Below are 13282 nucleotides of genomic sequence, written 5' to 3' on the forward strand. Positions count from 1 at the left end.
CCGCTGAGCGCGGCCGGAGGCGTACCGGCGTCCGGCGGCGCCCCCCGCGCCGATCCCCCGGGCACGGACGCGCCGGGACCGAAAAACCCGGCCGGACACGGAAGCACCCCAACCAGGGTTGACGGCGGCCCGCAAACGGCCGTAGAGCCCGCCGGGCGGCTCACGGGCCGTGCGCGGGTCGTCGTGGTGGGAGGCGGCGTCGTCGGGCTGAGCGTCGCCTGGCGGGCGGCCAAGGAGGGCGCGGCCGTCACCGTCATCGACCCCGATCCCGGGGGCGGCGCGTCGTACGCCGCGGCCGGGATGCTCGCGCCGGTGAGCGAGGTCACCTACACCGAGGAGCCGCTGCTGCGGCTGGGGGTGGACTCCCTCGCCCGCTGGCCGCGCTTCGCCGCCGAACTCACCGAGGCCGGCGGCGACGACCTCGACCTGCGCTCGGCGGGCACGCTGGACGTCGCCTTCGGCGCGGACGACCTGACGGCGCTGGGCGAGCTGGCGGAGTTCATGGCCAAGCTGGACCTCCCCGTCGAACGGCTCACCGGCCGCGAGTGCCGCCGCCTGGAGCCCATGCTGGCCCCGTCGGTGCGCGGCGGCCTGCTCGCCCCCGGCGACTCCTGGGTCAACCCGCGCCGGGTGACCCGCGCCCTGCTCACCGCCCTGTCCAGGCTCGGGGTCCCGGTGCTGCGCCGCCGGGTCGCCGAGGTGGTCGTGGCCGGTGGCACGGTCCAGGGTGTACGGCTCGCGGCGGCGGACGCCGAGCCCGGCTCGCGCGGCGTGCGGCCCGGCCGCCCCCCGCTCCCTCATCAGGACTCCGGGGCGGCCCCGGAGCAGATCCCGGCGGACCAGGTGGTGCTGGCGGCCGGGGCGTGGACCGGCTCGCTGCCCGGGGTGCCCGGCGGCGTGCTGCCCCCGGTACGACCGGTCAAGGGCCAGATCATGCGCCTGCGAACCCCCTATCCCGCGCTGACCCGCTGTGTGCGCGGCACCGTCCACGGCTCCCCCGTCTACCTCGTGCCGCGCGGAGACGGCGAGGTGGTGCTCGGAGCCACCCAGGAGGAGATGGGCTTCGACACCCGCGTCACGGCCGGCGGCCTGTGGGAGATCCTGCGCGACGCCAGGGAACTGGTGCCGGGCGTCACCGAGTGGGAGGTCACCGACGTGGTGGCCGGACTGCGCCCGGGGACGCCCGACAACCTGCCCGTGATCGGCCGCACCGCGCTGCCGGGGCTCCTGGTCGCCACCGGCCATCACCGGGGCGGCGTGCTGCTGGCCCCCCTCACCGCCGATCTGGTCGTCCGCCTGCTGGCGGGCGAGACGATCGTGGATCACTCCTGTTCACCATCGCGTTTCGAGGAAAGCACCGAATGAAAGTGACCATCAACGGCAGCCCGTACGACCTCCCCGAGGGGGCCACCGTGGCGCACGCCGTGACCGCGCTCACCACCGCGACCTCGGGTGTGGCGGTCGCGTTGAACGAGGAGGTCATCACCAGGGGGGCGTGGGAGTCGACCGCGCTTTCCGAGCGGGACCGCGTGGAAGTGCTCACCGCAGTGCAGGGAGGATGACGATGACCGGTCAGATGACCGAGCAGGCGGCCGGCCCGCCGCCGGTGAACGGCGCGGCGGAGGAGGACCGGTTCACCATCGCCGGCAGGACGTTCGGCTCCCGGCTGATCATGGGAACCGGCGGCGCGCCCTCCCTGGAGGTGCTCGACCGGGCGCTGGCCGCCTCGGGCACCGAGCTGACCACGGTGGCGATGCGGCGGGTGGACCCGTCCGCGCCCGGGTCCGTGCTCGACGTACTGCGGCGGCGCGGCATCGCGGTGCTGCCGAACACCGCCGGCTGCTACACGGCGGGCGACGCCGTGCTGACCGCCCGGCTGGCCCGCGAGGCGCTGGGCACGAACTGGGTGAAGGTCGAGGTCATCAACGACGAGCGCACCCTGCTGCCCGACCCGATCGAGACCTTCGACGCCGCCGAGCGGCTGATCGCCGACGGGTTCGTGGTGCTGCCCTACATCGGCGACGATCCGGCGCTGGCCAGGAGGCTGGAGCAGGCCGGGTGCGCCGCCGTGATGCCGCTGGGCTCGCCGATCGGCTCGGGCCTCGGCATCCGCAACCCGCACAGCATCGAGCTGATCGTGGAGGCCGTGTCGGTGCCGGTGATCCTGGACGCGGGCATCGGCACCGCCAGCGACGCGGCCCTGGCCATGGAACTCGGCTGCGAGGCGGTCATGCTGGCCACCGCGGTCACCCGCGCGCAGCGGCCGGAGCGGATGGCCGCGGCGATGCGGTCGGCCGTCGAGGCCGGGCGGCTGGCCAGGCTGGCGGGGCGCATTCCACGCAGAAGGTACGCCGAGGCGTCCTCGCCGCTGACTCCCTAGCGTTCTTGCCCAACCTGTGGGAACGGCTCGGCATCGGTTTGGGACGTAGGCGCGGTGCCCCGCGCAAATCGCCCGTAAACTCGGGCTTGTGGACACGACGCTTGCCGATCCCCTCATCGGGAGACTCCTCGACGGGCGCTACCGCGTCGAGTCCCGGATCGCCAGGGGCGGCATGGCGACGGTCTATGTCGCCCTGGACATCCGGCTCGACCGCACCGTCGCCCTGAAGGTGATGCATCGGTCCCTCGCCGAGGACCCGGCGTTCGTGCGCAGGTTCATCGGTGAGGCCAAGTCCGCCGCCAGCCTGTCCCATCCCAACGTGGTCCAGGTGTTCGACCAGGGCACCGACGGCGACGTGGTCTTCCTGTCGATGGAGTACGTCCCGGGCCGCACGCTGCGCGACGTGCTGCGCGAGCGGGGCCGGCTGACCGGGCGGGAGGCGCTGGAGGTCATGATCCCGGTGCTCGCGGCGCTGGGGGCGGCCCACCAGAAGGGCCTGATCCACCGCGACGTGAAGCCGGAGAACGTACTGCTGGCCGCCGACGGCCGGGTCAAGGTGGTCGACTTCGGGCTCGCCCGCGCCGTGGAGGCGAGCAACCAGACCCGCACCGGCGTCATGATCGGCACGATCGGCTACATGTCGCCCGAGCAGGTGACCACCGGCCGCACCGATGCCAGAAGCGACGTCTACGCGGCGGGCATCATGCTGTTCGAGCTGGTCACGGGCGGCCCGCCTTATTCCGGCGAGGCGCCGATGACGATCGCCTACAAGCACGTCCACGAGGACGTCCCGCCGCCGTCGTCGGTGACGCCGGACGCGCCGCCCGCGATCGACGCGCTGGTGGCGGCGGCGGCCTGCCGCGACCCCGAAGAGCGGCCCGCCGACGCGACGGCGCTGCTGATCCGGGCCGTTGCGACGCACCGGGCGCTGGCCGGAGACGCCGCCCCGCGCGCCGGTGAGACCGTGGCCGGCCGGTCCGCGCCGGGCGGGCCGGCGGTGCCCGGTATGACCGCCACCGTCTCGGTCCCGCACGCGGCGACGGCCCCCGCCGCGCCCGGGCACACGCTGATCCAGCCGCGCCCGCAGTTGCCCGAGCGCCGCGGTCCGTCGCGCCTGTGGCGCGCCATGCCGCCCGCGGGGCGTTTCCTGAGCGTGCTGGGCGCGGTGATGGTGGTGGCCATCGCCGTCACCGGCTGGTACTTCGCGCAGAGCGACCCGATCAAGGTCCCGGAGATGCTCGGCAAGAACATCGACCTGGCCAAATCCCAGATGGAGGGCCGCGGGTTCGTCGTGGTGATCGGCGACGGCGTCCACGACGACAAGGCCGCCGAGGACACCGTGGTCAAGATGGAGCCCGTGGCCGGTACCGAGGTGGACGACGGCGCGAAGGTCACACTGATCCCCTCGCTGGGCCCCAAGATGATCACCATCCCCGATTTGACCGGCGGCACCGAGGGAGCCGCGCGGGAGCGCCTGGCCAAGCTCGGCCTGAAGGTCGACGACGTGCGCCGCACCGAAAGCGACAAGGTCCAGCGCGGCCTGGTGCTGTCCACCACGCCCGAGGCGGGCGGCAAGGTACGTGAGGGCGGCAGGGTCGACATCACGCTCAGCGCGGGTCTGCTGATGCCGGACATGAAGGGCATCCCGCGCGATCAGGCCGACGCGTGGCTGCGCGAGCAGGGCTTCCAGGTCGAGTTCAGGGAGCAGGCCGACGACGCCCAGCCGTGTACGGTCATCGCCCAGGACCCTGCGGCCAAGGCGGAGATCGACCGGAACACGAAGGTCACGCTCACGCTGTCCAACTGCGACGCCGGTTTCCCATGGCCGTGGGACGGCGGGCGCTTCGACATCGACGGCGACGGGGCCGTCCTCGCCGTCCCCAACGTGCTCAACAAGAGCGTCGGCGACGCCCGCCGCGAGCTGCGGGCCGCCGGATTCGAGGTCAAGACCCGCAAACTGCGCGGGGGCGGCGGGATCGTACGCGGCCAGTTCCCCATGTCCGGGCACGCCCCCCGCGGCACCCGCGTCACGATCTGGTACTGACCCCCGCCGCCCAGCGGGCCGGGCGTGGCTGGATCAGGTCGTCCAGGGGGTCAGCCGGGTGGCGGCCAGGCGTTCCAGGAGGGGGCCGGCGTCGGCGATGCAGCGAACCGGGTCGGGCTCGATGTCGGTCAGCGCGTAGGCGGCCTGGATGCCCGCGGCGTGCAGTTCGGCCTCGCCGAGCGAGCGGCGGCCGCACACCGCGACGACGGGCACGCCCGCCTTGGCCGCGGCCTCGGCGACGCCCGCGGGGGCCTTGCCGCGCAGGGTCTGCTCATCGAGCGCGCCCTCGCCGGTGACGACCAGCCGGGCCCCTTCCAGGTGACGGGAGAAACCGAGCAGGTCCAGCAGGTAGGAGATGCCGGGCCGCAGGTCGGCGGCCAGGAAGGCGAGCGCGCCGAAGCCGACGCCCCCGGCCGCGCCCGCGCCGGGTTCGGCGGCCACGCCCATCCGCCGGACGACGCCGTCGTGCTCGCCTGCGCCGACCACCCCGTGGGTGTGCGCGGCGACGGCGGCCAGCCGGGCGAGGCCCGCTTCGAGCACGGTCACATCGGCGGGGGTCGCGCCCTTCTGCGGGCCGTACACCGCCGCCGCGCCGTACGGGCCGAGCAGCGGGTTGTCCACGTCACTGGCGACGATCACCTCGACCCCGGAGATGTCGCCGAGCCCGGAGGTGTCGATGGTGTGGAGGTCGCGGAGCGCGGCTCCCCCCGGCCCGAGTTCGGCTCCCTGCTCGTCCAGGAAGCGCACCCCGAGCCCCGCCAGCATCCCGGTGCCGCCGTCGGTGCAGGCGCTGCCGCCCAGCCCCAGCACGACGCGCCGGGCGCCCCGCCGCACGGCGTGCGCGATCAGCTCCCCGGTGCCCCTGCTGGTCGCGGTGAGCGGCGCGAGGACCACGCCCTCGTGCGCCCCCGCGGGCCGCGCGGAGCCGGGGTCGGCGGCGGGCAGCCGGGCAAGCCCCGACGCCTCGGCCAGCTCCACCACGGCCGTCGGCACGTCGTCGCCGAGCGGGCCGGGGTGCCAGGCGTAGGCGGCCTTTACGTGGTCTCCGACCGGGCCGGTGACCTCCGCCTCCACCCGGGTGAACCCGCAGGCGACGACGGCGTCCACAGTGCCGTCGCCGCCGTCGGCCACCGGCAGGCGGACCGTTTCGACGCCCGGCCCGAGACCGGCGGCCACCCGATCGGCGACCTCCGCCGCGGAAAGCGACCCCTTGAACTTGTCGGGCGCGATGATGACATGACCCTCGGCCAATGAACCTGCTCCTCGGTTGCGTAGGGGCCTACATCACAGCACATCACGGACCGGGGACGGCAAACGGCCGTGCCTTGTGCCGGGCGCGCGCCCGCCCTCGCCCACCTGGCCATAAACTGGCATCCACCATGAGCGAGACACCACCGATCGGCGGTCATGTGATGGTCGCGGGGGGCCTGGCCACCGGCGGCCTGGCCTACGCCGCCGGCATCGGCGCCGAGATGATCCAGGTCTTCGTGTCCAACCCGCGCGGCTGGGCGCTGACCCCCGGCGTACCGGCCGAAGACGCCCGGCTGCGCGAGTCCGGCACGCCGACCTTCGTACACGCCTGCTACCTGGTCAACCTCGGCTCCCCCAACCCGGACACGCTCACCAAGTCGGTGGCGAGCGTGCGGCACGCGCTGACCCGGGCCGCCGCCATCGGGGCCAGGGGCGTGGTGGTGCACACCGGTTCGGCGGTGAGCCGGTCCAGGGAGGAGGCCCTGCTCCAGGTGCGCGAGCACCTGCTCCCGCTGCTCGACGAGATCCCCGATGACGGCCCCGACCTGCTCCTGGAGCCGATGGCGGGCCAGGGCCGGATGCTCTGCGCCACCGTCCAGGACCTCGGTCCCTACCTCGCCGCCCTGGACTTCCACCCGCGCGCCGGAGTCTGCCTGGACACCTGCCACGCCTTCGCCGCGGGCCATGACCTCGCCGCCCCCGGCGGCGTGCGGGAGACCTTCGACGCGCTGCACGCCATCGCTCCCGGGCGGCTGAAGCTGATCCACGCCAACGACTCCAAGGACCCGGTGGGCTCCAACCGCGACCACCACGAGAACATCGGCGCGGGTCACATCGGCGCCGAGGCGTTCGGCGAGATCATGCGGCACCCGGTCGCGGCGGGCGTGCCGCTGTGCGTGGAGACCCCGGGCAAGGCCGTCAAGCACCGCGAGGACATCGAGCTGCTGAAGAGGCTCCGCGCGGCCTGACCCGCCTCGAAGGGGCGCGGTCCGAGCCGCTGAAGAAGCTCACGCGGCCTGCCCGCCTCGAAGGGCGCGGCCTGCCCCCCGAAGGCATCGGGCGTGACGAGGGGCCCGTTCCCCGGCGATCCGGTCGCCCCCGCAGACCGGATCGCGGTGCGGCCCGCGGCCGTACGCGAGCGCCCTCGTCACGCCGAAGCCGCCCGGCCCCTCCCCCCCGGTAAGGGCCAGGCGGCAAGGTGACACCCGAATGTCACCCAGGTCCCCGCGCATCAGGTCAATGCGAGCCGGATGGCTCGGTCCCCCCCGATGCGGCGGTTTGTGGCTTCGACAGGCGCAACATTACGGTCACGATCAAGAGGGGGAAACCCGGTTGCCCGCTCACTCTGCCAACGGTCTGTAGTCATCGATGTGCGGAGAGTCGCCACGCGATGAGAGGTCGATCGGGTGCGATCAGCGGTCGGCCGGTTCGCGGGCACGCCCCCGGCGGTGACCCCCCGGCGGCGCTCAGGTCGGGCGCGGCAGCGCCCTGAACTGGCGTACGAGCTGTTCCCTTACCCGCCGGGTGTGGCGGCGGCTCACCGCCAGCGTCTCGGTGCCGACCTGAAGGATCGCCCTGCCGTCCTCGAAGCGCAGCTCCTGGACGTGCCGTGCGGACACGAGCGTGCTGCGGTGGACCCTGATGAAGCCCGCGCCCGCCCAACGCCGCTCCAGCGCGCCCAGGGACATGCGGACCAGGTAGCTGCCCTCGCCCGTGTGCAGCCTGACGTAGTCGCCCTTGGCCTCGGCGAACCAGACCGCGTGCTGCGGCACGAAGCGGGTGCGCCCGCCCAGCTCGACCGCAATCATCTCCTCGTCGCCGGGCTCGGCGACCCCGCCGGGCGGCGCGACGGCCTCGGCCAGCCGGCCCACCGCCTCGGCCAGCCGCTCGGCGCGGACCGGCTTGAGCAGGTAGTCGATGGCCTGTAGCTCGAAGGCCCGCACCGCGCCGTCCTCGTGGCCGGTGACGAAGACCAACCGGGGCGGGGCGGGGAAGCCGCGGATCATCCGGGCCAGTTCCAGGCCGTCGAAGCCGGGCATGCGGATGTCCAGGAACACGCCGTCGAGCCGTTCGCCGGTGCCGATCATCTGCACCATGTCCTGTAACGCGGTCACGCCGTCGGTCGCGGTCACCACGTGCCCGATCCTCGCGTCATGCCGCAGCAGAAAGGCCAGCTCTTCAAGGGCCGGCAACTCATCGTCCACCGCGAGAACACGAAGCATGAACTCCACGCTGCCCTGCCGCCGCTCATGTCGCAACCGAAACGGTGACTATGAGTAAAGAGAATGGCTACTTGAAGTTATTCCAGCCGGTCAATCCGGGAGTCAGGACGGGCCCTCACCGGGTTCTTCCTGATAGGAGTAGCGCTGTTCGCGCCATGGGTCGCCGATGTTGTGATAGCCGCGTTCCTCCCAGAAACCCCGGCGATCCTCGATCATGTACTCCACTCCGCGCACCCACTTGACGCTCTTCCAGGCGTACAGATGGGGCACCACCGCGCGTACCGGAAAACCCCGATCGGCGGAGATCGGCTTGTCGTCCAGGTCCATGGCGAACAACGCGCGCTCGAAATCGCCGGTCCGCACATTGGCGCTGTATCCGTACTCGCCCCAGATCATCACGTGACGCACCTCGGGGGCCGGCGGGAAGGCGCGCAGCAGGACGCTCGCCGGGACGCCGCGCCACTCGTTGCCCATGAGCGAGAACTTGGTGACGCAGTGGAAGTCGGCCAGGATCGTCTCCCTGGGCAGCGCGGCGAACTCCGGCCAGGCGAGCGCGTGCTCACGGCCGTCGGCGGTGGCGCCGAAGACGCGGAAGTCCCAGGTGTCGGGGCGGAAGGCCGGCACGCGGCCGTAGTGGATCACTGGTCTGCCCCTGGGGACGTACTGCCCCGGTGGCAGGCGAGTCTCCTCCCGGGGAGCCTCGGATGGATCCACCGCCACCCCCTTTCGCCGGTCCGCGCGTTCGTGTCCCGCAGCGCCGCAAGGCCGGTACGGCCGGGCACTTCCGCCATCCTGCCACCGCCGCGCCGGCCCCTCCGACCCGGGCGGGCCTGACGGACGCCGGATCGATGCGCTACGATGTGCGGCGATGCGTACAGCGTTCTGGTTTTGGTATGGCGACGGGCCCGTGGGTCGGACCGTTCGCCACCAGATGCTGCACTGACATCTGACGGCGTCGCGAAGGCCCCGGGTCCGCAAGGATCCGGGGCCTTTCGCATTTCAATGGGAGGAACGACACATGGTCATCGTGATGACCCCGCAGGCCACCGGGGAAGACGTCGAGGCGATCATCGCGCTCGTCGGCACGGCGGGCGGCGAGGCGTTCGTGAGCCGGGGCGTCAGCCGTACCATCATCGGGCTGGTCGGCGACGTGGCGCAGTTCAGCGCGCTCAACCTGGGCGGGATGCGCGGGGTGGCCGACGTGATGCGGGTGTCCACCCCCTACAAGCTGGTCAGCAGGGAGAACCACCCGGACAGGACGACGATCACGGTGGGCGGCGTGCCCATCGGGCCGGACACGGTCACGCTGATCGCGGGGCCGTGCGCGGTGGAGACGCCGCAGCAGACCCTGGAGGCCGCCGAGATGGCCAAGGCCGCGGGGGCCACGCTGCTGCGCGGCGGGGCCTACAAGCCGCGTACCTCCCCGTACGCCTTCCAGGGCCTCGGCGAGGCCGGGCTGCGCATCCTGGCCGAAGTGCGCGAGGCGACCGGGCTGCCGGTGGTCACCGAGGTGGTCGACGCGCACGACGTCCCGCTGGTGGCCGGGTACGCCGACATGCTCCAGGTGGGCACCCGCAACGCACAGAACTTCGCGCTGTTGCAGGCGGTCGGCGCGGCCGGCCGGCCGGTGCTGCTCAAGCGCGGCATGAACGCCACCATCAAGGAGTGGCTGATGGCCGCCGAGTACATCGCCCAGCGCGGCAACCTGGACATCGTGCTGTGCGAGCGCGGCATCCGCACCTTCGAGACCGCCACGCGCAACACCCTGGACGTCTCGGCCGTGCCGGTCGCCCAGCGGCTGTCGCACCTGCCGGTGATCGTGGACCCCTCCCACTCGGGCGGCCGCCGGGACCTGGTCCTGCCGCTCAGCCGGGCCGCCATCGCCGCGGGCGCCGACGGCGTGATCGTCGATGTCCACCCCCACCCCGAGCAGGCGCTCTGTGACGGCCCGCAGGCGCTGGTGGACGGCGACCTGCGCGAACTCGCGCAGGTCATGCGGCAGTTCCCGCCGCTGCTCGGCCGTACCGCGGCGACCGCGCCGCTCTCCGCCGTCTGACCCACCGCCGGGCGCCCGCCTACTCATGAGCGACCGGGTACTCCCGCTCATGCGACGGGCGCTCGGCACGGCGACGATCAGAGCATGAGCAAAGCGGCCGACAAGGCGATCAACCGGAACTCGACCACGGCGTTCTTCGTCCAGGCGGTGCTGTCCTTCGCGCTCTCCCTGGCCGCGCTCGTCATCGGCGTGGCCTACCTGCCGGTCGACGGCTGGATCCGCGCGTTCTTCGCGGTCGGCGTGCTGTACGTGGTCACGTCCGCGTTCACGCTCGCGAAGATCGTCCGTGACCGGCAGGAGGTCGCCGAGATGACCAGCCGCATCGACCAGGCACGGCTGGAGCGACTGATCGCCGAGCACGACCCCTTCAAGGTGGATTGAACGCCTTATCGGGCCTGACCGCGGGCCCGGCGAAAAGGCGGTGCATTCGGCATCCGTACGAAGGCCTAGCCGCAATTCCGGCGGGCCGCCAAAACCGGTTTTCCGCCGGGCATGCGTCGGCACGCCGGAAATCAGGATTTCAGGCGTCCAGCTTGTATTCCTGCAAGGAGTCGGCGAGCTGGACGGCGAGGTCTTCGGCGTCCAGGCGGCGCTCGATCTGCTTGAGGTCCTCGATCTTGGCGCGGGTCTCGGCGCGGCGCGGGGCGAGCAGCGTGCAGCAGTCCTCGTCGGGCAGCTCGGAGATCTCCAGCGTGCCGATCCTGCGCGCCTCCGCCATGATCTCGATCTTGTCCAGGCCGATCAGCGGGCGCAGCACGGGCAGGTCCACCGCGTGGTCTTGGGCGGTGATGTTCTGGAGGGTCTGCGAGGAGACCTGGCCCAGGGAGTCGCCGGTGACCAGCGCCCCGGCGCGGATCCGCCGGGCCACCTCCTCGGCGGTCTTGAGCATCAGCCGCCGCTGGGTGATGACGGCCAGGCGGTCCTGGCCGGAGGCCCGGATCGACTGCTGCGCCTTGCCGAAGGGCACCACCCAAAGGCGCGAGCGGCCCTGGAAGCGGTCCAGCGAGCGCACCAGCGCGTACGCCTTGTAGATCGACTCCGTCGTGGTGAACGGGATGCCGGAGAAGTGCAGGAAGTCGACCCGCAGCCCGCGCCGCATCATCCGGTAGGCCGCCACCGGGGAGTCGATGCCGCCGGACATCAGCACCAGCGCGCGCCCGCTCACCCCGACCGGCAGGCCGCCCTGGCCGGGCAGGCCGTCGGTGAAGACGAAGACCTCGTCCCTGTCGACCTCGATGTGGACGGTCAGCTCGGGGTGGCTCAGGTCCACAGGCAGCCCGAACACGTCGTTGATCTCGCCGCCGACCGTGCGGTCCAGCTCGTTGGAGCGCAGCGGGAAGCGCTTGTCCCGGCGCCGCGAGCGCACGGCGAACCTGGGCAGCCGCGGGCCCTCGCCCGTGGCGAGCCGGCTTTCCACCAGCGCGAGCGCCGCCTTGGTGACCGCGTCAGGGTCCTTCTCGACGCGGCGGGCCAGGTGCACCCACACCAGGCCGGGAACGTCGGCCACCCGCTCGGCGACGGCCTGGGCGGTCTCCAGGGAGGTGCCGGCGGGCAGGAAGACGGCGATGACCCCGTGCCGCTGGCGCACGTCCACGCGCACCCCGCAGTCCTTCAGCGCGGCCCTGATGTTGCTCTGCAACCGCCGCTCGAACTGCTCCCGGTTCTTACCCTTCAGCACGACCTCGCCCAGCTTGAGCAGGACGCACGGCTCGCCCAGCGCGGCAGGCGTCCCAATGGACGTCACGTCGAGCATTGTGTTTCCTCCGCAGCGGCGATCGGCAAGGGCGGCGTGGCGGTCGCCCGGTCTTCCCAGGGTCGTTCCGCACAACGCGTGACTGAGCTACTTTAGTCCGGGCTACTTTAGTGCGGTTCAGGCGTCGTCAAGTCCTTGCTCGATCGCGTATCGCACCAGTTCGACCCGGTTGTGCAGGTGAAGCTTGCTGAGCGTGTTCTGGACATGGTTCTGGACGGTCCGGTGCGAGAGCACCAGCCGCTCGGCGATCTGCCGGTAGGACAGGCCCTTGGCGACCAGCCGCAGCACCTCCGTCTCGCGGGGCGTCAGGCTCGGCCCCGTCGCGCCGTCCGCGGGCTGGGCGGCCAGCCTGCGGTACTCGCCGAGCACCAGACCGGCCAGGCCGGGGGTGAAGACCGCGTCGCCCGCCGCGGTACGGCGGACCGCGTCCAGGAACTCCTCCCGGCTCGCCGATTTCACCAGATAGCCGGACGCGCCCGCCTTGACCGCCTCCAGCACGTCGGTCTGCTCGGCGCTGGCCGACAGCACCAGCACCCGCGCCGGATGGTCGCCGGCCGCCAGGCTGCGCGTCACCTCGACGCCGGTCATGTCCGGGAGCTGGAGATCCAGCACGACGACATCGGGCCTGGCCGCCGCCGCGACGCGCACGGCCTGCCGTCCCTCCCCCGCCGTCGCGACGACCTCGCACCCCGCCTCGGCGAGGTCGCGGGCCACGCCGTCCCGCCACATCGGGTGGTCGTCCACCACCATCACGCGCAAGCCGTCCACACGGCAACTCTACGGCCCGGCGGGACCTCCACCGCGGGGCACGGTCAGCTCGACCTCGGTGCCCTGACCGGGGGCGGAGGTGATCACGGCCCGGCCGCCGAGGTCGGCGACGCGTCCCCGGATGGACTGGGCGACCCCGAGGCGGCCCGCGGCGGCGGCCTCCTCCAGCCGGCCCGCGGGGATGCCCGGCCCGTCGTCCCTGACCGTGACGGTGACGGTGTCCGCCTCGCCCTCGGCGAGGATCCAGGCGTGCGCGCCCGCCCCGCAGTGGCGGCGGACGTTGTCCAGCGCGGCGGCCACGGCCGCGGCGGTCTCCCGGGCGGCGCCCGTGGGCAGGTCGAGCGGGGTCGCGGGGGTGGAGACGGTGACGTCCGCGCCGCCGTACGCGCGCAGCAGCGCGCGCAGGTCGCAGGTGCCGGCCGGGGAGGGCTCGCGCTGGATGCTCACCAGCTCGCGCAGCGCGGCCTCCTGCTGCCCGGCCAGCCTGCCGAGTTCGGCGGCCTCGCCGCCGATCTCCTGGCCGCGGCGCTGCACCAGGGCGAGGACCTGCAGGACCGAGTCGTGGATGCCGCGGGCCAGGCGTTCCCGCTCGCGGCCCACGGCCTCCATCTCGGTGGCCCGCTGCATGCGCTCTTCGGCCTGGCGGGCGAGCCGGGCCACGTGGCCGATCAGGATCCCGGCCAGGAAGAGCAGCACCACGCCGTTGATCGACACCGAGGCGACGCCGAAGTCGGAGATCTCACCGACCCCGCGCAGCCACAGGTCGGTGCCCGAGACGATCGCCGCGCCCAGCGCGCCCGCCCTGCGC

The 13282-nt window shown here is 72.9% G+C and carries 13 protein-coding genes; 7 read left to right on the forward strand and 6 right to left on the reverse strand.

All coding sequences use genetic code 11. The features are described from left to right. Positions 1–183: 183 nt before the first annotated feature. The 4 genes from C1I98_RS23790 (at position 184) to pknB (ending at position 4424) form a co-directional block, all read left to right on the forward strand. Positions 184–1365 carry an FAD-dependent oxidoreductase gene (locus tag C1I98_RS23790; RefSeq protein ID WP_233508125.1) on the forward strand — a complete coding sequence of 394 codons (1182 nt, stop codon included), beginning with the start codon at positions 184–186 and terminating at the stop codon, positions 1363–1365. Beyond that, positions 1362–1562: a sulfur carrier protein ThiS gene (gene thiS / locus C1I98_RS23795; protein WP_111169648.1), complete on the forward strand. Its 201-nt coding sequence runs from the start codon at positions 1362–1364 to the stop codon at positions 1560–1562. Before C1I98_RS23790 ends, thiS begins: the two co-directional genes overlap by 4 nt. Before the next feature lie 14 nt (positions 1563–1576). Further along, entirely contained in the window at positions 1577–2380 is an 804-nt protein-coding gene (locus C1I98_RS23800) for a thiazole synthase (RefSeq protein WP_199537157.1), read from the forward strand. Between the two features lie 88 nt (positions 2381–2468). Then, positions 2469–4424 carry a Stk1 family PASTA domain-containing Ser/Thr kinase gene (pknB, locus tag C1I98_RS23805; RefSeq protein ID WP_111169650.1) on the forward strand — a complete coding sequence of 652 codons (1956 nt, stop codon included), beginning with the start codon at positions 2469–2471 and terminating at the stop codon, positions 4422–4424. Between the two features lie 33 nt (positions 4425–4457). Here pknB and C1I98_RS23810 read toward each other — a convergent pair whose 3' ends face one another. Next, positions 4458–5675, reverse strand: coding sequence for a glycerate kinase (locus tag C1I98_RS23810; RefSeq protein WP_233508122.1), 1218 nt, complete (start codon positions 5673–5675; stop codon positions 4458–4460). 128 nt (positions 5676–5803) lie between these two features. Here C1I98_RS23810 and C1I98_RS23815 point away from each other — a divergent pair, with 128 nt between their 5' ends. After that, positions 5804–6643 carry a deoxyribonuclease IV gene (locus C1I98_RS23815; protein WP_111169651.1) on the forward strand — a complete coding sequence of 280 codons (840 nt, stop codon included), beginning with the start codon at positions 5804–5806 and terminating at the stop codon, positions 6641–6643. Between the two features lie 498 nt (positions 6644–7141). Here C1I98_RS23815 and C1I98_RS23820 read toward each other — a convergent pair whose 3' ends face one another. Together C1I98_RS23820 and C1I98_RS23825 are read right to left on the reverse strand one after the other, a co-directional pair. Further along, positions 7142–7897, reverse strand: a complete 756-nt coding sequence (locus C1I98_RS23820) for a LytR/AlgR family response regulator transcription factor (RefSeq protein WP_111169658.1) — start codon at positions 7895–7897, stop codon at positions 7142–7144. 102 nt (positions 7898–7999) lie between these two features. Beyond that, a complete protein-coding gene (locus tag C1I98_RS23825; protein WP_233508123.1) occupies positions 8000–8611 on the reverse strand; it encodes a molybdopterin-dependent oxidoreductase in 612 nt (203 codons plus the stop codon). A 304-nt stretch (positions 8612–8915) separates the two neighbouring features. Here C1I98_RS23825 and aroF point away from each other — a divergent pair, with 304 nt between their 5' ends. Beyond that, positions 8916–9953, forward strand: coding sequence for a 3-deoxy-7-phosphoheptulonate synthase (gene aroF, locus C1I98_RS23830; protein ID WP_111169653.1), 1038 nt, complete (start codon positions 8916–8918; stop codon positions 9951–9953). 84 nt (positions 9954–10037) lie between these two features. Further along, on the forward strand, positions 10038–10334 hold the full coding sequence (locus C1I98_RS23835) for a YiaA/YiaB family inner membrane protein (protein ID WP_111169654.1): 297 nt from the start codon (positions 10038–10040) through the stop codon (positions 10332–10334). Between the two features lie 139 nt (positions 10335–10473). Here the strand turns inward: C1I98_RS23835 and thiI are convergent, their stop codons facing one another. The 3 genes from thiI to macS all read right to left on the reverse strand — a co-directional run. Then, entirely contained in the window at positions 10474–11706 is a 1233-nt protein-coding gene (gene thiI / locus C1I98_RS23840) for a tRNA uracil 4-sulfurtransferase ThiI (protein ID WP_111169655.1), read from the reverse strand. Positions 11707–11823: 117 nt separating this feature from the next. Then, entirely contained in the window at positions 11824–12456 is a 633-nt protein-coding gene (locus C1I98_RS23845) for a response regulator (protein ID WP_111169659.1), read from the reverse strand. A gap of 27 nt (positions 12457–12483) precedes the next feature. Further along, the coding region (gene macS, locus C1I98_RS23850; RefSeq protein ID WP_111169656.1) for a MacS family sensor histidine kinase at positions 12484–13282 on the reverse strand (799 nt) is incomplete at its 5' end.

Source organism: Spongiactinospora gelatinilytica (genome assembly GCF_003236385.1).
In the GTDB taxonomy this organism is placed as follows: domain Bacteria; phylum Actinomycetota; class Actinomycetes; order Streptosporangiales; family Streptosporangiaceae; genus Spongiactinospora; species Spongiactinospora gelatinilytica.